Annotated in this window: 20 protein-coding genes; 5 read left to right on the plus strand and 15 right to left on the minus strand. The window is 37.2% G+C overall.

Annotated features, from left to right (window positions below):
* The first annotated feature begins 137 nt into the window (after window positions 1–137).
* Window positions 138–662 (plus strand): GNAT family N-acetyltransferase, encoded by a 525-nt coding sequence (locus tag QZ657_RS10355; protein ID WP_291966720.1) that lies wholly within the window; start codon window positions 138–140, stop codon window positions 660–662.
* A gap of 16 nt (window positions 663–678) precedes the next feature.
* A complete protein-coding gene (locus tag QZ657_RS10360; RefSeq protein ID WP_291966722.1) occupies window positions 679–1827 on the plus strand; it encodes a serine hydrolase domain-containing protein in 1149 nt (382 codons plus the stop codon).
* Between the two features lie 9 nt (window positions 1828–1836).
* Here QZ657_RS10360 and QZ657_RS10365 read toward each other — a convergent pair whose 3' ends face one another.
* The 12 genes from QZ657_RS10365 to QZ657_RS10420 form a co-directional block, all read right to left on the minus strand.
* Window positions 1837–3027, minus strand: coding sequence for a methionine aminotransferase (locus QZ657_RS10365; protein WP_291966724.1), 1191 nt, complete (start codon window positions 3025–3027; stop codon window positions 1837–1839).
* 51 nt (window positions 3028–3078) lie between these two features.
* Window positions 3079–3624 (minus strand): type 1 glutamine amidotransferase domain-containing protein, encoded by a 546-nt coding sequence (locus tag QZ657_RS10370; protein ID WP_291966726.1) that lies wholly within the window; start codon window positions 3622–3624, stop codon window positions 3079–3081.
* A 131-nt stretch (window positions 3625–3755) separates the two neighbouring features.
* Complete coding sequence (locus tag QZ657_RS10375) at window positions 3756–4238, minus strand: very short patch repair endonuclease (RefSeq protein WP_291966727.1); 483 nt, start codon at window positions 4236–4238, stop codon at window positions 3756–3758.
* A 65-nt stretch (window positions 4239–4303) separates the two neighbouring features.
* On the minus strand, window positions 4304–5050 hold the full coding sequence (locus tag QZ657_RS10380; RefSeq protein ID WP_276470472.1) for a succinate dehydrogenase/fumarate reductase iron-sulfur subunit: 747 nt from the start codon (window positions 5048–5050) through the stop codon (window positions 4304–4306).
* Between the two features lie 10 nt (window positions 5051–5060).
* The gene (locus tag QZ657_RS10385; protein WP_291966729.1) at window positions 5061–7061 is read right to left on the minus strand and encodes a fumarate reductase/succinate dehydrogenase flavoprotein subunit; all 2001 of its coding nucleotides are present in this window, start codon (window positions 7059–7061) and stop codon (window positions 5061–5063) included.
* Window positions 7062–7073: 12 nt separating this feature from the next.
* On the minus strand, window positions 7074–7754 hold the full coding sequence (locus QZ657_RS10390; protein ID WP_291966731.1) for a succinate dehydrogenase cytochrome b subunit: 681 nt from the start codon (window positions 7752–7754) through the stop codon (window positions 7074–7076).
* Between the two features lie 179 nt (window positions 7755–7933).
* On the minus strand, window positions 7934–8353 hold the full coding sequence (locus QZ657_RS10395) for a hypothetical protein (RefSeq protein ID WP_291963620.1): 420 nt from the start codon (window positions 8351–8353) through the stop codon (window positions 7934–7936).
* 109 nt (window positions 8354–8462) lie between these two features.
* Window positions 8463–8852 (minus strand): DUF2721 domain-containing protein, encoded by a 390-nt coding sequence (locus tag QZ657_RS10400; protein ID WP_276470468.1) that lies wholly within the window; start codon window positions 8850–8852, stop codon window positions 8463–8465.
* Window positions 8853–8864: 12 nt separating this feature from the next.
* Complete coding sequence (locus QZ657_RS10405) at window positions 8865–9203, minus strand: cupin domain-containing protein (RefSeq protein ID WP_291966733.1); 339 nt, start codon at window positions 9201–9203, stop codon at window positions 8865–8867.
* A gap of 4 nt (window positions 9204–9207) precedes the next feature.
* The gene (locus QZ657_RS10410; RefSeq protein WP_291966734.1) at window positions 9208–12054 is read right to left on the minus strand and encodes a WD40/YVTN/BNR-like repeat-containing protein; all 2847 of its coding nucleotides are present in this window, start codon (window positions 12052–12054) and stop codon (window positions 9208–9210) included.
* Between the two features lie 37 nt (window positions 12055–12091).
* Complete coding sequence (locus tag QZ657_RS10415; protein ID WP_291966736.1) at window positions 12092–13852, minus strand: M28 family peptidase; 1761 nt, start codon at window positions 13850–13852, stop codon at window positions 12092–12094.
* Window positions 13840–15291 carry a M20/M25/M40 family metallo-hydrolase gene (locus tag QZ657_RS10420; RefSeq protein ID WP_291966738.1) on the minus strand — a complete coding sequence of 484 codons (1452 nt, stop codon included), beginning with the start codon at window positions 15289–15291 and terminating at the stop codon, window positions 13840–13842. Before QZ657_RS10420 ends, QZ657_RS10415 begins: the two co-directional genes overlap by 13 nt.
* Window positions 15292–15438: 147 nt before the next feature.
* Between QZ657_RS10420 and QZ657_RS10425 the strand changes: the two genes are divergently transcribed.
* Together QZ657_RS10425 and QZ657_RS10430 are read left to right on the plus strand one after the other, a co-directional pair.
* Complete coding sequence (locus QZ657_RS10425; RefSeq protein ID WP_291966739.1) at window positions 15439–16731, plus strand: aminopeptidase P family protein; 1293 nt, start codon at window positions 15439–15441, stop codon at window positions 16729–16731.
* A 9-nt stretch (window positions 16732–16740) separates the two neighbouring features.
* Window positions 16741–17511 carry an exodeoxyribonuclease III gene (locus QZ657_RS10430; protein WP_291966741.1) on the plus strand — a complete coding sequence of 257 codons (771 nt, stop codon included), beginning with the start codon at window positions 16741–16743 and terminating at the stop codon, window positions 17509–17511.
* A 9-nt stretch (window positions 17512–17520) separates the two neighbouring features.
* Here QZ657_RS10430 and QZ657_RS10435 read toward each other — a convergent pair whose 3' ends face one another.
* Entirely contained in the window at window positions 17521–18798 is a 1278-nt protein-coding gene (locus QZ657_RS10435) for a branched-chain amino acid transport system II carrier protein (protein ID WP_291966743.1), read from the minus strand.
* A gap of 252 nt (window positions 18799–19050) precedes the next feature.
* Between QZ657_RS10435 and QZ657_RS10440 the strand changes: the two genes are divergently transcribed.
* Entirely contained in the window at window positions 19051–19275 is a 225-nt protein-coding gene (locus QZ657_RS10440) for a hypothetical protein (RefSeq protein WP_276470460.1), read from the plus strand.
* A 10-nt stretch (window positions 19276–19285) separates the two neighbouring features.
* Here the strand turns inward: QZ657_RS10440 and thiL are convergent, their stop codons facing one another.
* A complete protein-coding gene (gene thiL / locus QZ657_RS10445; RefSeq protein WP_291966745.1) occupies window positions 19286–20329 on the minus strand; it encodes a thiamine-phosphate kinase in 1044 nt (347 codons plus the stop codon).
* 97 nt (window positions 20330–20426) lie between these two features.
* The gene (locus QZ657_RS10450) at window positions 20427–21884 is read right to left on the minus strand and encodes a Gfo/Idh/MocA family protein (protein WP_291966747.1); all 1458 of its coding nucleotides are present in this window, start codon (window positions 21882–21884) and stop codon (window positions 20427–20429) included.
* Window positions 21885–21981 lie beyond the last annotated feature (97 nt).

Below are 21981 nucleotides of genomic sequence, written 5' to 3' on the forward strand. Positions count from 1 at the left end.
AATGAAAAATGCCCATGAGTATTACTATTTGTAATAGATAATAGTATGAAGAACAGATAAGTTATCAAATCAACCTTTTTATAATATTTCCCCCGATTAGGAGCAAAGTAATTTGCTCCTTTTTTTATTTTAGGACTATGGAACTAAAATTTAAATTGTGTACACTTAGTAATCTTCATCAATTAAGACTTATTTCTGAACAAACCTTTGTAACGGCTTTTGAGAAAGATAATGATCCTATAGATTTCAAAAAATATATTGAACAAGCTTTTGCATCCGTAAAAATCAAGAATGAACTTTTAAATTCTGAAAGTGAATTTTACTTTGCATATAAAAATGATGAGGTAGTCGGTTATTTCAAATTAAATGTAGGTGAAGCACAATCAGAACTAAAACATGAATACAGCATTGAATTAGAGCGTATTTATGTGTTAGAAAGGTTTCAAGGTATGGGTTATGGAGAACAGTTTCTTCAGCACATAAAGTATATAGCTAAGAACAGTAGTAAAGATATTTTATGGTTAGGTGTGTGGCAAAAGAACAAACGAGCTATACGGTTTTATGAACGTCACGGTTTTTATAAGTTTGATACTCACCCTTATTTCATAGGCTCAGATAAGCAAACAGATTGGTTAATGCGTTTCAATTTAAGTACCTTGTAACAACAAACTAATTCTCATGAAATTACATCTTATTACTTTACTTGTGCTTTTTGGCATTCTTAACCTACAAGCACAAGAATACTATTTTCCAGAACGCAATGTTGATTGGGAAGTAAAATCTCCTGAAAATTTTAAAATAAATAGTGCAAATCTTAAAGAAGCAGTAAATTTTGCAGAAGCAAATGAATACTCTGGTTCTAGAGATTTACGAATTGCAATTGTAAAAGGATTTGAAAAAGAACCGTTTCATAAAATACTAGGTCCGACAAAAAAGAGAGGTGGTCCTGCAGGTATGATTCTCAAAAAAGGGTATGTAGTTGCACAATGGGGAAATACTAAAAGAGTAGATATGACTTTTAGTGTCACCAAGAGTTTTTTAAGTACTATGGCAGGTCTTGCAGAAGACGAAGGAATTATTACTAACACCAAAAATTTGGTTGGTGAGTATATTTGGGATGGTACTTTTGACGGAGCGCATAATTCCAAGATTACTTGGGAGCATCTGTTGCAGCAAAATTCCGCTTGGTCTGGTGAACTGTGGGGAGGTAAAGATTGGGCGGATAGACCACCAAGTAATGGAGATATTGATGATTGGAAGTTAGCTATACCTAAAGAACCGGGTACGGTTATGGAGTATAACGATGTGCGGGTAAACGTATTGGCATATTCGTTAACACATGTATGGCGCAAACCAATGCCGTTAGTCCTGAAAGAAAAAATTATGGACAAAATTGGTGCTTCATCTACATGGCGCTGGTTTGGCTATGATAATGCTTGGACAGAAATTGACGGGCTACAAATGAAATCTGTTACCGGTGGCGGGCATTCTGGTGCTGGAATATTCATTAGTACACAAGATATGGCCCGTTTTGGTATGCTTTTCTTAAATAATGGTAAGTGGAAGAATGAAAGATTGATTTCTGAAGGTTGGATAAAAAAGGCAACTACACCGTCAATACCTAATGCTAATTATGGGTATATGTGGTGGTTAAATAAGAAAGGGGCTAGACATTGGGAAGGACTATCTGAAAATATTTTTTACGCTGCCGGTTTTGGGGGTAATTTCATTATCGTAGATAAAGAAAATGATGTTGTTGTGGTTACACGCTGGTTAGAGCCTAGTAAAGTTGGAGAGTTTATGACCAAGGTAAATGCTGCTTTTTAACAATACCCTTTAGAGCTTGCATAAAATCTCTACTGCTTTCTCTAAGGTTTCTTTCTTTTTGGCAAAGCAGAACCTTAGCATAAAATCATTTCTGTTATCAACATTAAATGATGAAATAGGAATAGAGGCCAATCCATTTTCTATAATTATACGTCTGCTAATATCTTCATCTTCTTCCTTGGAAATGTTGGTATAATCTAATAATTGAAAATAGGTTCCTAGAGAAGGTTTGAACTTAAACTTGGACGATTTTAATCCATTTAGGAAGAAATCTCGTTTTTCTTGGTAAAAATTGTTCAAATCTAAATAATGTGATGGGTGCTTTAAATAATCAGCCATTGCACGTTGTACCGGATGATCTACACAGAAAACCGCAAATTGATGTACTTTTCTAAATTCGGCCATCAATTCAGCAGGAGCTACGCAATAGCCAATTTTCCACCCCGTTACATGAAACGTTTTCCCAAAAGAAGCACAGACAAAACTTCTACTGGCTAAATCAGGAAATTTTGAAGCACTTTCATGAACTTGTCCATCAAAAGTGATATGCTCATAAACCTCGTCGCTCAAAAGGATGATATTGGTGGGTTTTAATATCCTTTCTAACTCTTCCATATCGGATTTTGTTAGAACGGTACCAGTGGGGTTGTGGGGTGTATTTAAAATTACCATTTTGGTTTTATCGGTAATCTTATTTTCAAAGGCTGACCAATCTATTTTATAATCTGGGGCATCTAATTGGACATAAACAGGTATTCCTCCATTTAACGTAATTGCAGGCTCATAACAATCGTAGGCTGGTTTTATAATAATTACCTCATCACCTTTGTTGATAAAGGCTGTAATGGCGGTAAAAATAGCTTGAGTGGCTCCTACAGTTATTGTTACTTCATCAGCGGGAGAATAAGTACGTTGATGTAACGATGCGATTTTCTCTGAAATAATCTCTCTTAGGCTAAAATATCCTTGCATGGGTGCATATTGGTTATGACCATTAATTAATGCATCGTTAACCAATGATATTAATTTCTCATCTGCCTTAAAATTGGGGAAACCTTGTGAGAGATCAAGTGCAGCATGCTTTCTCGCAAGGTTGCCTACTGTAGTAAATATGGTAGTTTTTACATCTGGTAGTTTTGATGCCCGTTTGTACTGATTATAATCCATAGTGGTAAAAGTAATAATTTTAATTACGGACATAAAAAAAGCTCAACCAACTGGTTGAGCTTTTTTTTGTTTTAATCAATTTAATTAGGCATGTTGCATTTCATGCTTTCCTTCTTTAATTTCCTCAATTAATTTAGAATTAAAAGCAGGTAAATCATCAGGATTTCTACTGGTTACAAATCCTTCATCAACTACGACCTCTTGGTCCACCCAATTGGCTCCGGCATTGATCAAATCATCCTTAATTGAATTAAATGAAGTCATTTTTCTCCCTTTTACAACACCTGCACTTATCAATGTCCATGGTGCATGGCAAATAGCTGCTACAGGTTTTTTCAATTTAAAAAAGTCTCTTACAAAATCTAATGCCGTCTCTTCCCTTCTTAGTAAATCAGGGTTTATTACCCCGCCTGGTAACACCAATGCGTTGTAGTCCTCTGCTCTAACTTCGTTCAAGGTTTTATCTACAGTGTAGCTGTTAGTCCAGTTTCCATCTGCCCAACCTTTTATTTCTCCTTTTTCTAAACTTACTATTTCAACATTAAAGCCTTCTTTTTCCATGGCTTCTTTTGGAGATTTTAATTCACTTTCCTCAAATCCATTTGTAGCTAATATTGCTATCCTCTTCATAATATATAGTTTTTAACGATTAATAATTTCTTTGATACTAAGTTACATATCATAGAAGGCAATGTCCGTTAAAGGTCTATTAATAAAGGGCTGGCAAGGGTTAAACATTTATTAAATGAACTTGATAAAATTCAGTATGTGCTCATTTGCACTCTATTTAAGTGTCGCAAGGTCTTTTCTAAACATTGTTCTAAGTTTTTTTTGATATCCGTTTCCCAAAATCTAAATACGGTATAACCCATAGCGATTAGTTTTTCGTTTACTTCAGCGTCTCGCTGCATATTGCGTTCTATTTTGGCTATCCAAAATTCTCTGTTAGTTTTTACTTTAGGTTTACGTTCTTCCCAGTTTTTACCATGCCAATATTCGCCATCTATAAATATGACCGTTTTATATTTGGGTAGTGCTATGTCAGGTTTGCCTATTAACTTTTTATAATCGATACGATATCTATATCCAGCGGCATAAAGGGCTTTTCTAAAAGCAAGTTCCGGTTTTGTGTTCTTGCCTTTTATTTTGCTCATTATTTTAGAGCGTTGTGGCGTAGTATAGAAACCGGACGCTTCGTTGAACCTGGGTACTTTTATTCGTTCTTTGGAATAGTCTTTGGACATCTCTTAAAAATAAAAAATCTCGAACCTTTACGGTCGAGATTTTTTAAAACTTTATGATTCTAAGCTTAACTTTTTACATTAGCGCTTAAAAATTCTCTGTTCATTCTTGCAATGTTTTCCAAAGAAATTCCTTTAGGACATTCAACTTCACAGGCACCTGTATTCGTGCAATTCCCAAAACCTTCTAGATCCATTTGGGCAACCATATTCTTAACACGGTCAACAGCTTCTACCTGACCTTGTGGCAATAAAGCATATTGTGACACTTTTGCACCTACAAATAACATAGCCGAAGCATTTTTACAGCTTGCTACACAAGCACCGCAGCCAATACAGGTTGCTGCATCCATAGCCTCATCAGCTGCATGTTTGGAAATAAGCGTTGCGTTTGCATCTTGCGTATTACCTGATGTATTTACAGAGATATAACCTCCGGCGTGTTGTATACGATCAAAAGCACTTCTGTCAACAACCAAATCTTTTATAACCGGAAAGGCTTTTGCCCTAAAAGGCTCTATAGTTATGGTATCACCGTCTTTGAACATTCTCATGTGCAATTGACAAGTGGTTACTCCTCTATCCGGTCCATGAGCCTCACCATTAATGAACATAGAGCACATACCACAAATACCTTCCCTACAATCATGATCAAAAGCTACAGGCTCTTCGCCTTTATTTATTAATTGTTCGTTAAGAACATCCATCATTTCTAAAAAGGACATGTGTTCAGATATTTCTGTCACTTTATAGTCGACCATTTTACCCTTGTCGTTCGCGTCTGATTGACGCCAAATTTTAAGTGTTAAGTTCATGTTACCTTCTTTATTTATAACTTCTTTCTTTAACTTCTATATTTTCATAAACGAGTTCTTCTTTATGCAATACAGCATCTTTTGGTTCTCCTTTATACTCCCAAGCAGAAACAAATTGAAACTCTGATAGTCTTTTTGCTTCACCTTCTTCTGTTTGATGTTCTTCTCTAAAGTGGCCACCTGCAGACTCTTCCCTAACAAGTGCATCTTTAGCGAATAATTCTCCTAACTCCAAGAAATCTGCAACTCTTCCTGCTTTTGCTAATTGCTCGTTGTATTCGGTTGTTGTTCCCGGAACATTTACGTTTTTCCAGAAATCTTTTCTAAGGGCCGATATTTCATCGATTGCACTTTTCAATCCTTCTGCATTACGTGACATACCACATTTATCCCACATGATCTTACCTAATTTCTTATGGTAATAATCTACAGAATGTTCTCCTTTATTATTGATAAAAAAGTTTATTCTATCGGTTACTTCTTTTTCCGCGGCATCGAATTCTGGTGTGTCGGTAGGTATTTTACCTGTTATAATGTCATTAGATAAATAATCGCCAATAGTATATGGTAAAACAAAATAACCATCTGCCAAACCTTGCATAAGTGCAGAAGCACCTAATCGGTTTGCACCATGATCAGAGAAGTTGGCTTCACCAATAGCATAACACCCAGGTATTGTAGTCATTAAATTGTAATCTACCCAAACACCTCCCATGGTATAATGAACAGCTGGATAGATCATCATAGGTGTCTTATATGGGTCTTGATCAACGATTTTCTCATACATTTGAAAAAGGTTACCATATTTTGCTTTTACGATAGCGGCACCTAGTTCATAAATTTTGTCTGCAGATGCATTGTTGATACCGTGTATCTTTGCTTGCTCCTTTCCGTATCTTTCAATAGCGGCTGCAAAATCCAAATAAACAGCTTCACCTGTTGCATTTACTCCGTAACCGGCATCACAACGTTCTTTTGCTGCTCTAGATGCAACATCACGTGGTACAAGGTTACCAAATGCAGGGTACCTTCTTTCTAAGTAGTAATCTCTTTCGTCTTCAGATAGATCGGTCGGTTTTTTCTTGCCTTCACGTATTGCCTTAACATCTTCAAGATTTTTAGGAACCCAAATACGTCCATCATTACGCAAAGACTCTGACATTAACGTAAGTTTAGACTGGTAGTCTCCTGAACGTGGAATACACGTTGGGTGGATTTGAGTATAACATGGGTTGGCAAAAAAAGCTCCCTTTTTATGTATTTTCCAAGATGCGGTAACGTTAGATCCCATTGCATTTGTAGATAGGAAATATACATTTCCATAACCACCTGATGCTATAACCACTGCATGTGCGGAATGACGTTCTATTTCACCGGTAACTAAATTACGGGCAATAATACCACGTGCCTTGCCGTCTATCTTAACAACATCTAACATTTCATGACGGTTGAACGGAGTAATTTTACCTCGTGCAATTTGTCTGTTCATGGCAGAATAGGCACCTAATAATAATTGTTGTCCTGTCTGTCCTTTTGCGTAAAAAGTTCTTGAAACCAATACACCACCAAACGAACGGTTGTCTAGTAGTCCGCCATAATCACGTGCAAAAGGAACCCCTTGTGCTACACATTGGTCAATAATATTCGCAGAAACTTCTGCCAATCTATATACGTTTGCTTCTCTTGAACGGTAATCACCACCTTTTACGGTATCGTAAAATAAACGGTAGGTAGAATCACCATCTCCTTGATAGTTCTTTGCAGCGTTAATACCACCTTGTGCAGCAATAGAGTGCGCTCTTCTTGGAGAATCTTGATAGCAAAATGTTTTTACATTATAGCCTAATTCCGCTAAAGTTGCGGCAGCGGAACCCCCTGCCAATCCTGTTCCAACAACTATAATGTCAATATTACGTTTGTTGGCAGGGTTAACCAAATCTATATGATTCTTATAATCGGTCCACTTCGTTTCCAACGGACCTTTAGGTACTTTTGAGTCTAATACAGACATAAGTAATAGGTATTAATGATGATTAAAATGATGAAAAAGAGCAATGAAAATAAATCCTAAAGGAATTATTATAGCATACGCTTTACCAAACAATTGTAATTTTTCTTTTCTCATACTAGATGCACCTGCAGATTGAAATGCAGAACTAAAACCGTGCATTAGATGAAGCGATAAGAATACGAAGGCTATTACATAAGCGCCAACACGTAATGGGCTTTCGAATTTATGGGCAAGTTCCTGATAATAACGAAAACCTTCACCGTTACCCAATAATCCGGACATATCACCCTGAATGTATTTGGTGTTTATTTCTGGAAACCAGAAATCTATGAAATGCAGTACAAGGAATGCCAAAATGCATAAACCACTGTAAATCATGTTTCGGCTCATCCAAGATGAATTGGCAGCCCCATTGTTCTTAGCATATTTTTTCACTCTTGCACTTCTATTTCTGGCTTCTAAAATGAAACCCATCACAAAATGATAGATAACACCAAAAATTAAAATTGGTTGCAAAACATATTGTACGGCCCAAAAGGTCCCCATAAAATGCGATGCTTCATTAAACGCATCGGGGCTAAAAACCGATAAGATGTTTATTGCAAAATGCTGAAGTAGAAAAAACATTAAAAAGAAAGCAGAAAGTGCCATTGCGTACTTTCTACCAATCGAAGATTTAAAAAATCCGCTCATTAGTCGTTAATTTTATATGCGAAGTTACATCACAAGCTAGTTATTAACAAGAATTAAGCAGTTTTAGTATATCAATTTAGATTGATTTTAAAATCAATTTTGTAGATGTTTAATAAATTTTGAAAATATATGCTTCTATTTTGATAAACATTCAACAAAAAAAATGGCATCTCTGAATTTTATTTTGATTTTTTTGAAATCTCCAGAGCCCAAACAACAGCTTCATCCAAATCTGTGAATGATTTGATCCTTTTTGGGAAAATTAATTTCTTTATTATGGAGCTTAATAAATTGTTTTTCAATGGCCCTACCGAAGCTATATACTGCATGTCAAAACGATTTTTATGATACTTGAACCATTCAAAAGGAGCTACACGATATTTGTTTACCCTGTTGGCAATATAGATTAGTGGAATGTCATTATCATATATTTCCTGGGCGGCGTACACTGTTTTTTTTGCATTTTGCCATTTAAAATGTGCTCCCTCATTCATTTCAGAGATGACAATACCTCCTTTGAAGAAATAGAATACACCAAATTCAAATTCTCTAATCTCCTTAATTTGATTAATCAATTCGAGTTCTCGAACTCTTTTCATGCCTATTATTGTCAGATGTCAAAGATACTGGTTATTAAGCCAATAGCTTGTAAAAACATCGACGAACGGTATGGTTATTAGTTAGGAGCCTTTTCTAGATATGTATCAATTATTTCTCCATATCCTTCAACTGAATTTCTAATGCTTTGGTCGATAATTGAACCTCTATCAATGACAAGACCAACGATACCATCAATGCGAATAAACTAATACTAAATATCAAATTAGCCCAAAATGCAAGTTCTACGTAAATTAAGGTCATTGTAATTACTGCCAATAAAAAACTGAAAATGGCAGTGGCTTGCATGTTTTTGATAATGGTGAGTCGTTTACGTAATTTTTGAACTTGTAGCCCAACGGATTGCGATGCCGTTTCTTGATATTTTTGATGTAATTGGCGTATTAATGCGGCAATGGCCAAGTATCTTGCATTGTATGCCAGCATTGTTAATGAAATGGCAGGGAAAAGTAGTGCCGGTATGCCTAAAGTGAGTTCCATAAATAATAATTCTTAATCTGTAGCTATTCCAAAATAGGTCCAAGTTACATTTTGGTCAAATGGGTTATGTTGGCCATGTAATTCACCAGGGGCTATGGTGATGCATTTTCCAGGACCAACCTCATAATCCTTTCCTGAAATAGTAAATACGGCTTTACCGGTCTGTATATGAAAGACTTCAAACATAGTATCATGTTTATGAAGCTCAACTTTTTGACCAGGTTTAAAAATAGCGGTACCGTACATCATTAATTGTGGTATTTCACCACGATTTATCAATGTCTTTTTCTTAATACTTGGGTCATGGCTAACACCTAGTTCCGGTAACTCGTTCCAATCTACTATTTTCATTGTGCTATTCTATATCAAAAGTTGCTTTTTCAACAGTTCCGTTTCCTTTAATTTCTACGGTATAGGTTCCCTTTGGTAAATAGGTACTTCCATTATCAGCTTGTTTTAAAACAGTTTTGTGCTTTTTAAGGTGATTCATCTTGCCAATTTTAGAGAAAGCAACATCATATGATAAAACATTTAAACCTTTGTCTGCAATAATTTCAGTTTCACTGACTACGATATCATCTGAAGATAGTATTTTGGCTTCATACACATCATCACTATCAGAGTAGAAGGTGATGTCTAATCCTGGTGTTCTAGGTTTTGACCAAGAGCTCCAAGAATTACCCCAACGTGAAGAATGTTTACTATTTTCTAGCGCATATACGTGCAGTGCTTTGTTCTGAACTTCTGAAGTCAAATTTTGAAGCGCAGCGATATTTGCGGTATAAATACTTCTACCATGCGTACCCACCACTAAATGTTTAGCATCTTCTTGTATGACCAAATCATGAACGGCAACATAGGGCATTCCATTTTGGAAAGACTGCCATGTTGTTCCCCTATCCAATGAAACGTATAAGCCATTATCCGTACCAACAAATAAAAGGTTTTCATTTTCCGGGTCTTCTACTATAACATTCACGGCAGATGTAGGTATGTTATTAGAAATGTTTTTCCAAGTAGACCCTTTGTCATCACTTACAAAAACATAGGGAGTAAAGTCGTCTGAACGGTAACCGTTTAATGTAGCATATACTCTATTTTCGTTATGTTTTGAAGCAATGACCCTGCTTACCCATAAATTTTGAGGTAGGTTATTAGATACGGTTATCCAACTACCACCACCATTATCAGTTCGTTGAATTAGACCATCGTCACTACCGGTATATAACAGTCCGAATTTATAGGTAGATTCAGAAATTGTGGTCAAGGTGCCATAAGCTACATTACCTTGTTTTCCTCCTTGGGTCAGGTCAGCTGAAACAGTTTCCCATGTATCTCCTTTATTTAAGGAACGATGCATTTTATTACTGCCAATATATAAAATATCTTGGTTATGGGGAGAAAGTAAAATTGGAGTTTGCCAGTTGAAACGGTAAGGAGCCTCGCCTAGCTCATGTTTTGGTTGAATATAATTTCTTTGGTCTTTTTCTAAATCGATTCTAAAATAATTTCCGAATTGATATCCCGTGTAAACGATATTAGCGTTGCGATCGTCAATCTCTACTTGCATACCATCTCCACCTAAAATAGATTTCCAAGGGTATTGCCCTGTTTGCTGCCATTCACTGTTTTCCTCTGCATTGTGCGGTCCCATCCAAACTCCGTTATCTTGTAATCCGCCATATATGTTATATGGTTTTTCATTATCTACGGCAATGGCATAAAACTGACCAACTGTGGGAGAGTTGTTCTTAAACCAATTTTTACCGTCATCATAGCTCGTGTTAACTCCGCCATCATTTCCATTAATAAGATGACCGGGTAATTTTGGATTGATCCATAACGCATGGTGATCTGAATGAACGTTGTCACCATTTATTGACATATATGTTTTACCACCATCTTTAGATGCTATAATGGGTACACCGGCTAAGTAAATGGCATCAACATTATTAGGATCAACAGTAACCTGGGCAAAATAATACCCGTAGCTATAAAAAAGGTCGTCTATATAGTCTTCGTTTTGTTTTGACCAAGTTTTACCGCCATCATTACTTCGGTAGACTTCTGCACCAATAACCGGCGTATCGAACAGCATACTGTTGGCATCTTCTAAATATAACGCTAAGTCTGCCGGTTGTACTGTATTACTACGAACCATTTGCTTGACATTGGCAGCTCTATATTTTTCGTGAAAATTATTGGTTTTTAGAAATTCGTTCAGCTCTTTGTCGTTCACGGCCAAGAACTGTTCTTTGGAGAGCGATTTAAAATCATCTTTTGTTAAGCCCGACTGTTTCTCCTTTTTTTCTTTGGATTTTTCTCTTCTAAATTGATTGTCATGAACTGCATAAACAATGTTGTCATCAAAAACGGCCAAGCCAATTCTACCAACTCCTTCTCCCGTAGGAAATCCGCTTGAGGGTGTTGAAATTTTTGTCCATGTGGTGCCGGCATCTGTACTTTTGTAAATGCCAGAACCTTCTCCGCTACCGTTAAAATTCCATGCTTTTCTATCTTTTTGCCATGCTGCCGCGTATTGAATTAGATAATTATTAGGGGAAACCGCAACATCGATGATGCCTGTATTGTCATCAATGAACAAAGTTTTTTTCCAAGTTTTACCACCATCTGTGGTTTTGTAAATGCCGCGTTCTTTGTTAGGAGAATATAAATGACCAGTTACGCCTACGGTTACTTCATTTGCATTATCAGGATTTATTATAATGCGCCCAATATGGTGCGAATCTGATAAGCCCATATGTTGCCAGGTTTTACCCTTATCGGTAGACTTTAATATCCCGATACCGGGGTATGAGGAACGCGATGAGTTATTTTCTCCCGTACCTGCCCAAATGGTTCCGCTTTGCCAATGAACCGCAATGTCACCAAGGTTTTGGGTTTGGGTTTCATCCATTACCGGAGTAAAGGTGTTGCCGTTATTGTTGGTGTACCATAATCCACCAGAAGCGTATGCTACGTAATATTCTGTTGGGTTGTTGTCGTTGACGGCTAAATCTACTACACGACCACTCATTACAGACGGACCTACATTTTTTAATGGAATATTTTTGACCAGTGAATTGGCATCCATAGCCTGTTTGGCAATCAATGATTCCTCTATTTTTTTAGATGTAGTTGGTTGAACCTGTGCCGATACTATTGAAATACCGGTTAGTAGTAGAAAGTATAATTGTTTCATTATAATGTTTTTGATGCTGCAGATGGTAAGTTACTGATTAGTTTTTAGAGCTGGAATTCAAGTTCTTGATCAATTCTTGTGATTTTAATGTTACCCTTGATTGTGATTCTTTTATGGCGTCTTTAATATTGCCGTTTGATTTTGAAACTACATCGTTGGTGGTTGAGATGGCTTTAACGTACCAATCTTCCCAAGCTTCTAGAATAGCCTTTTCATTCTCAATGGCGTTGCCATTTTTAATAGCGTTTACGCTTAACTGAAATTCAATTTGTAAACGATCTATGGCTTTTTGTTCCAATAAGGATATTTGTTCTAAGGCAAATGCCGTAGATGAATTTACTAGGGTGAGTCCGCTCACTAGTGCCGCAGTACCCACATTTTTCATGGTTTCTTTTGAAACCTTGTCAATACGGTCATTATCGGTATGGTAAAATTGGTCTGTAAAATGCCAAAGTAAAAGTCCGGGAATATCAGCTCGTAAAAAAGGAGTGTGATCACTTCCACCTTCAAACGGGTTGGTTTCTACCGCCCAATTCGCAAAATTGCCCTGTTTTTTAAAGGTCGATGTTATAAAATCATTTAAATAGTGTGGTTTCATGTCTTCTAACTTTAAAACATCACCGCCCCATTCACTGTGTTTATCATTGCCACGAGTCCAAATAGCACTGGGGTCTGGCATTTTTTCAATCAAGAAAGTGCCGCCCGTTACTGCAGTATTTTCGCCTACCATATCAAGACTAATTCCCCATTTAATTCCTTTTGCACGCTCTGGATTTTCTTGAATATACCGGTTGGTAGAAACAATTTCATCGCCCCATAAAAAAGTCATGGTTCTTTTAAATGCTATTTTATTTTCGCCGAATAATTTGGCTGCGGTTTTAGCCATTTCTAATTGCGTGCCAACACCCGTTGCATTGTCATTGGCACCGGGTTCTTGAACATGTGCGCTGTACACCAAACGTTCATTGGGCAATTCACTTCCTTTAATATCTGCAACAATGGTCAGTTCTTCGGATGGATATCTTTTAATGTCTATCTTTACTTGAACTTCAGTAGTACCTGTTTTGAGTTGCGCCACTAATTTTTCTTTTGCTTCATATGACAGGGCAATGCCCCAGAAATCACTATCATATTGTGAAGGAAGACTTCTAAATTGAATTGAAGTGGTATTTTTCTCTGGTTGTAAATACCCTGGGTTGTCATAGGTGAGAATTCCTATTGCCCCGTTTTTCATTGCGGTTTTGTACAACTTTCTAGCACTCATTTCTGCAAAAACTACTTTTCCTTTCATGGAGGCGGACTCCATATCTTCAACAGATTTTACCCATAGAACATCTGCCTTAATACCCTCTTTTGGGGTAGAAGCAGAATTTAAATAGGTCATGTTCCTATTGGTTTGTGAAAGTAGCAAGGGTATTTCTTGACCTACAATTTGCAGTGATGCCGAAACAGGTTCCCAGGTTTGGCGGTTCATTGCTCGCTTTTCAATACGGTAGGTAAACCGGTCACCAATTTTTGCATCCTCTTCTAATACATAACCTGCAGCTTTTAGACTATCTGCAATAAGGTGAATTGTTTTGTTGAAACCTGTGTTGCCCACAACACGCCAATAATCTTCTACAAAATCTGTAGTTTCATAGGCAAGCTGACCCGTGAATTCTGGGCGAACAAGCTCAAAATAATCTACTGGTTTTTCTTCAGGCTGCTGAGAGCATCCTGCTAAAAAAGAAAGGCAGAGTAATGCGGGTACAATGCCCTGCCTTAATAATATTCTTTTGATGGAGATTACTCTTCCCATTTCCATTCGTTGCCAATGATCAATTTCTCTTTTAAATCATTTTTGATCATGAATTCTTTAGTGGTTTCACTATCCATTTTTGTTGCTGGTAAAGTATCGGCATTTGCCAGAGCATACAACATCATTGTGCCAAAACGTGCCGTATTTTTCATATGGTCTTCATTCACCAAATGAAAATCGTCACAATCAGAATGGTAGCATCCGTAGATAGAGCGGTCTAAATTACTATGTACCGATAAAATGGGCACTCCCTCAAGCATAAAAGGTTGGTGATCGCTATGTAGCCCAGATTTGTTGGAGAATTTGTTTTGATAAATAGTGTCCTGTTTTTGAATGGCAGCACCTAAATCTTTAAAGAACTGTTCATTATCTAATTTACCGCCCGCATTCATACCTATTGGGTTACCGGACATATCTAAGTTCATCATGTATTTAATATTCTCAATAGTCTTGTTCTCAATAGCCTGCTCAACTAAAAATTTAGAACCAAGTAGCCCTTGTTCTTCTCCCATGAACATTACGAATTTTACCGTACGTTTTGGATGAAGGTTATTTGCTTTAAAAGCTCTTGCAATATCTAAAACAGCAAAAGAACCAATACCGTTATCTATGGCACCGGTAGCCAGATCCCAAGAATCTAAATGACCACCAATGACAATTTCTTCTTGAGGTATTTCCGTACCAGGTAATGTTGCAACTACGTTTCTTGCCTTAATCATATCGCTTGTATTGGTCATATCAATTTTGGCGGTAGCTTTTTTGGTCTTCAACGTTTCTTTTAATGCCATGCCATCTTCCTTGCCAATACATACGGCAGGTATTGGAATCAACTCTCCGGTAACGGAAGCTGTACCTGTAAGTAAAACGCCATTATCCACTTGATTAATTATAATAATACCAATAGCACCATATTTTATGGCTAAAGCCGTTTTCTCGCTACGGTGTAAATTGCTTAACCCTTCTTCGCTGCCTGGTAGAATATTAATATATACCAAAGCTATTTTTCCTTTTACGGCATCTGGGTTGGCAGCGTAGTCTGCATCTAGTCCATTGCCCATGTCTACAATTTCACCGGTAACGTGTGCTTCTACAGGTGCATGACCTAAGGTCACTACCTTAACATCATCCTCGTTGATGGTTAAAGCAACTTCGCCTCTTGCCCATGCTTCAACTTCAAAAGTTTGGTAAACAACATCTTCAAAACCATATTCCTTGAATTTGTTATAGGTGTATTCTTCTGCCTGTGCACCGTTGGTTGATCCTGTTAACCTATGACCTATAGTTTCGGTAGCTTCCTTTAACGTGCTATAGCCTTTGGAATTTTGTTTTATTTCGGTATCAATACGGGCAAAAAGATCGGATTGTGTTTCTTCTTTCGGCATTTCTGAACATGCCTGTAGGCATAGTGCACCTAAGATGAGGTAAGCAATTTTTCTCATGAGTTGTCTTTGTTTGGTTTAGGTTAACAAGTTAGCCATTTTGTAGCTAAGAAGTTGTGCTAACATTCTTGTAAATTTTATAATTCCATGCCCTATTTTTTAAGGAAACAACACATAATGCGTAATTTTATATCAAAATATAAATTCATGAAATACGATCAAATACCTAACTCCCTATTTATAAAGAACCGTAAGAAATTTATGGACCGCATGCAACCTAAAAGTATTGCAGTTTTTAACTCTAACGATATTTACCCGATAGGAGCCGATAGTGTTTTGCCTTTTGAGCAACATAGAGATATATTTTACCTATCTGGTGCTGATCAAGAAGAAACGATACTGGTGTTGTTTCCCGATGCTGTAAATAAAAAACATCGCGAAGTTTTGTTTGTTCGTGAAACCAATGAGCATATTGCCATTTGGGAAGGTGAAAAATTAACCAAAGAAAAGGCTACGGAAGTGTCTGGGATAAAAACCATTTGTTGGTTGCAAGATTTTGATAAAATCTTCTTCGATCTAATGACCGAAGCCGAGACTATTTATTTTAATACAAACGAACATTACAGGCAGGCGGTAGAAACACAGACTAGAGAAGATCGGTTTATTGAAAAATGTAAGCGCGAATACCCTGCTCATCGCGTAGCAAAAAGTAATCCTATTTTGCAGGAAATTAGAGGTGTAAAAGAGCCTGAGGAAATTGATATTATGCAAACCGCATGTAATATCACTGAAAAAGGATTTCGCAGACTGCTTGGTTTTGTGAAACCGGGCGTAATGGAATATGAGATTGAAGCAGAACTTTTACATGAATTCGTACGAAATAGATCTAAAGGTTTTGCTTACCAGCCAATTATTGCTTCTGGTAATAATGCGAATGTATTGCACTACTTAGAGAATAATAAGCCTTGTAATGATGGCGATTTAATTTTGATGGATGTTGCAGCAGAGTATGCAAATTACTCAAGTGACTTAACAAGGACTATTCCTGTAAACGGTACATTTACAAAGCGCCAAAAAGAGGTATACAATGCTGTTTTGCGTGTAAAAGACGATGCTACCAAAATGTTGGTGCCTGGTACGCTTTGGGCAGAATATCACAAGGAATGTGGTAAAATAATGACCTCAGAACTTTTAGGTCTTGGTTTGTTAGATAAAGCCGATGTACAAAATGAAAATCCCGAATGGCCTGCATACAAGAAATACTTCATGCACGGTACAAGTCACCATATTGGTTTAAATACACATGATTACGGGGCTTTGAAAACACCAATGAAAGCGAATATGGTGTTTACCGTAGAGCCGGGTATTTATATACCTGCAGAAAATATGGGTATTCGTTTAGAAGATGATGTGGTTATTCAAGAAAAGGGAGAACCTTTTAACTTAATGGCGAATATTCCGATTAAGGCAGATGAGATAGAGGAATTAATGAACAACTAAATAACAAGCATGAAATTAGTATCGTGGAACGTAAATGGAATTAGGGCTTCGGTTAAAAAGGGATTTGAGGATATTGTAAAGGAATTTGATGCCGATGTGTTTTGTGTTCAAGAAACCAAAGCGCAAGATGATCAGGTTGCCGAAGCATTGAAAGATATTACAGACTATGAACTGTTTAGTAATAGTGCCGAAAGAAAAGGGTATTCTGGTACCGTGATTTTATCTAAACAAGCGCCTGTGAAGTTTGATAAGGACATGGGAATTGAAGCGCATGATTTAGAAGGAAGGATTACACATTCTGAATTTGAACACTTTCATTTGGTGAACGTCTATATTCCAAATAGTGGTAGTGGATTAAAAAGATTGGATTACCGTGCCGGATGGGATAAAGATTTTACCAATTACCTAAAAGAGCTTTCAAAATCAAAACCGTTGATCATTACAGGTGATTTTAACGTGGCACATACTGAGAACGATTTAGCCAACCCCAAAAGTAATTACAATAAGACATCAGGATTTACCCAAGTGGAAATAGATGGATTTGACCATATGTTGAAAGAGGTCAATTTAGTTGATAGTTTTAGAAAACTACACCCAACTACGTTCAATAAATATACCTTTTGGAGTGCACGTGGTGGTGCAAGGGCTAGAAACGTGGGCTGGCGTTTAGACTACTTTTTGGTAAGTGAATCTATTTGGGACAAAGTAAAGTCCGCCGAAATTCATGATCAGGTTATGGGCAGTGACCATTGCCCGATCAGTTTAGAAATTGAATTTTAGAAATTCGCTTTAATCTGTATTTGTTCTGGCTAAAAGATTGGTCAGAACAAATGCTAAAAGTGCCGGAAAGACCCAGCCTAAACTATACTGCTGAAGCGGAATCCACGAAAACGTATTTGCTTCAGGTGTTACTGCTTCAATACTTCCCAAGAAATCAGGAATACTAAATAGTATGGTGGCTATGGTTACCGCTCTAAATACCAATGACGATGCATATTTATCTGGCACTACATTCAAAACAATGAGTATAATGGTAATGGGGTAAATGAACATTAAAGAGGGTATGGCTACGGCAATAATATAAGCTACATTGAACTGACCAACAAGAACACCTAATACACTACCAATAATAGCCATAATGGTATATGCCGATTTTGACTCATTAAATCTTGATGCTACAAAATCTGCCGTACCGGTTACGATACCTACTGCGGTGGTAAAACATGCTAAACCTACCAGTATACTTAAGAACAAATTACCGATGTTACCTAAACTCTGTTTTGCTAAACCGGATAATATTTCTGTTCTCGTGGTATCGACATCGAATACAGAATGGACTAAGGATCCAGAAAGAATAAGCCCCATATAAATTAAAAACAAGGCCAAACCGGCAAACCAAGCAGCATTTCTAATTAATGTTTTCTTTTCGTCATAGGTTGCATCAACATATTTTAGGTTGATGGATATGATGATTACCCCACCAACAACTACAGCGCCAATGGCATCGAATGTTTGGTAGCCTTCCAGTATTCCGTTGGCAAACGGACTGGCAATCGTAGTGCTTCCAAAATCAAAGGGGAAAGAGAAAATCGTTATTCCTATTACCAAAAGTAGAATTAGGATTATTGCCGGCGTCAATATTTTGCCCAGTATATTCAATATTTTAGAACGGTTAAGTGCAAACAATAACACCAAAGCAAAATAGATACTACTGGTGTACCAGGAAGATATATCCCAAAATGGCTGAATGGCCATTTCATGCGTTACAGATGCTGTTCTAGGGCTGGGAAGTGCTATGGCAATGGCGTATATGAAAAATGCATATATTAAGCTGAAAGTAGGTGATACCTTATTGCCAAAGTCTATAAGGGAACCTTGTAATTTTGCATGGGCCAAAATACCAAAAATGGGAATGGCAACCGCAGAGAGTCCAAAACCGATAGTAACTACCAACCATTGGTCACCAGAATTGAAGCCTAGTAAAGGAGGTAAAATAAGGTTGCCTGCTCCAAAAAAAAGAGAGAATAGGGCAAAAGCTGTAATTAGGGTTTCCTTCTTCTTGAACATGAATGCAAAGTAAGTGAAAGATTATTAAATAACAGGAGGTAGAGGTTTTTTCAATTTTTATAACCGCAAAAAAAAGTGCATTGACAACATGTTAGATCAAACTCACAACAAATAGTGGTGCAGACCTTTAATATACAGTACTTTAACCAAAGGAAATAAAGCTTATGCAATTTTCCGTTAGTTTCAATTTAAAATATTAATAGCATTTTCTCGATCACCCAAATCGAAATTTTTGCAAAAACATCCTACAGCATGAAAAAAATATTCTGCAGCATTTTTGGCCATCACTATTCAATATCCAAAAAAGTAACATCTCATATTAAAGAGTATAAATGTATACATTGTCAAAAAGAAGTAACTACTGATGTAAGTGGTAAACTTTCTGCTTTGACACCTGAATTACAAGATATCAATAGAACTTTAGAACATATATACCAAAGAAGACATACTACCGCTGCACAACAGCAAGTAGCCTAATTGTCCGCTTTTAGTTAAATGAATTCCAACCCTGTGCGGTTAACGGAATCTTAGTATTGTTCCTGGAAATTAAGTAAGCCCCTTCGTCTTTTCCCGTGGTATGCCCTATGACGGTCAAGTGTGGATTGCCCTTTATTTTTGGGAATTCTTTTTGGTCTATTGTAAACAATAGTTCATAGTCCTCGCCACCGCTTAACGCTACAAGGGTGCTGTCTATCTTGAATTCTTCACATGCAGATATTACGGTAGGGTCTAACGGAATTTTGTCTTCGTACAAGTCAATTCCCAATCCGCTGCTTTTACTCAAATGAAGAATTTCTGAAGAAAGTCCGTCACTAATATCGATCATAGATGTTGGGTGAACTTCCAATTGTTTCAATAACTCAGGAATATCTTTTCTGGCTTCAGGCTTTAACTGTCGCTCCACAATGTAAGAATATGGTTCTAGGTCTGGCTGACTATTAGGGTTCACTTTAAATACTTCTTTTTCTCGCTCCAATACCTGTAAGCCCATATATGCTGCACCTAAATCACCGGATACTACCAAAAGATCATTTGGTTTTGCACCAGAACGGTAAGCAATGTCTTTTTCTTTTGCAATTCCAATTGCGGTAACGCTGATCATTAATCCTGTTTTTGATGAGGTTGTATCACCGCCCACCAAATCCACATTGTATGTTTTGCATGCCGTTGCCACACCTGCATAAAATTCCTCAAGTGCCTCTAGCGGAAATCTATTTGATACCGCTAAGGAAACTGTTACTTGTGTAGCTGTTGCGTTCATGGCATAGATGTCAGAAAGATTTACCATGATAGATTTATAACCTAAATGTTTTAACGGCATGTAGGCAAGATCAAAGTGCACGCCCTCTATTAATAGATCGGTACTTAATACTGTCTTTGTTTTTTCATAATCTAGCACGGCGGCATCATCGCCAATTCCTTTTACGGTAGATTTTTGAGTAAGTTCAAAATCTTTGGTGAGGTGTTCTATAAGCCCGAATTCACCTAATTTCTCTAATGATGTTCTTTCTTGTTCTTTATCTTCTAGCATGTTGCAAAAATAAGAAGTAAAACAAGATGTACCGCATAAAAAATCCGAAGCTATAAAGCATCGGATTTACTGTTGAATTTTAGAATGGTATTGTAGTCTAACCTAACGAATACCCATCTCTATAATTGCGTTTTACATATTTGTTCGCAGGTTCAAAATTGGTAATTTTCATATTTTCTGCATCCCATTGTAAACGTTTTCTACCATGGTACTGTTTTCCACCGCCCCAAAAGCTTGGATTTTCAACGGTGGGATCTATTTCAAAATAAGATTTTAACGCCAAGTTACCAATTAAGATACTTTCGGTAAATGGTCCGGCGTAATCAAATGATGAACTGGTCTCTGCATTTCCGTAACCGGCCATACATGCATTTACCCATTGCACGTAATGGCCTTCTGGTACGCGGGCTATTGTTTCTTCAACTTCAAACTGTTCATTTAGGCTCAGTGGAAGTAAACGCGGATTTGCACCATAACAATCTGCCATTAACTTTCCTTTGGTACCTATGAACAATACGCCTCCGTCCCAGTTTCCTAAAGCTTCATCATCACCTAGTTCCTCTGGTCTTTCAGGTAATAGTCCGCCATCCATCCAAGTAACTTTAATCTTTCCTTTGCCATCCGTTCTTGGGTAGCTTAAATGTATTTTACTAGAATTAGGGAAACTTTTAGGGTAGTCTTTATATTGAAAATTTCCGCTGAAGGAGTCAGATACACTACATTCTACGGTATCCGGATATAAAATGGGTAATATTCTGTATACCGGATCCATAATATGGCATGCCATGTCACCTAATGCACCCGTTCCAAAATCTGACCAGCCTCTCCAATCAAACGGAAGGTAGACGTCATTGTAATCTCGCATTGCAGCTGTATTTAACCAAAGATCCCAGTTTAGACCTTTGGGAATACGATCTTTTTTAGTCGGTGTTTGTAATGCCTGTGGCCAAATGGCTCTGTTGGTCCAACATTTAACGGTATGTACCTCACCTATGATTCCAGTATCGTAAATTTCTTTCATGGTACGCACACCATCACCAGAACCGCCTTGGTTGCCCATTTGAGTAACAACTTTGAATTTTTTAGCTGCTTCTGTTAACATTCTTGCTTCCCAAATATCATGGGTCAATGGTTTTTGAACATAAACATGCTTCCCCATGGACATTGCTTTATAAGTGGCAACGGCATGGTTATGATCAGGGGTAGAGACAGAAACGGCATCTATGCTTTTGTCTTCCTTATCTAACATTTCCCTGTAATCATTGTAATAGGATGCTTTTGGAAAATTTGTTCTTGATGTAACCGCTTGTCTATCATCTACATCGCAAAGCGAAACAATATTTACATTGGGGCTTTCGGCAAAAGATGTAATGTCGCTTTGTCCTTTTCCGCCCACACCTATACTTGCTATGTTTAGTTTATCGCTCGGGGCAACATATCCGTTTCCCCCTAAAACGTGTCTGGGTACGATCATAAAACCTGCTGCTGCCATACCGGTATTTTTTATGAATGTTCGCCGGGTGTTGTCTTTGTCGTTAATTTCTTTGTTTGGCATACGTTGTTGTTGTTTGATTTGGTATTGAAGGTAATAGAAATCTGTTAGATTTATGTTGATTGTAAAATGATTTGATAGATAAAGTAGGAATTATTTA

Source organism: Maribacter sp. (assembly GCA_020629415.1).
Taxonomy (GTDB): Bacteria; Bacteroidota; Bacteroidia; order Flavobacteriales; family Flavobacteriaceae; genus Maribacter; species Maribacter huludaoensis.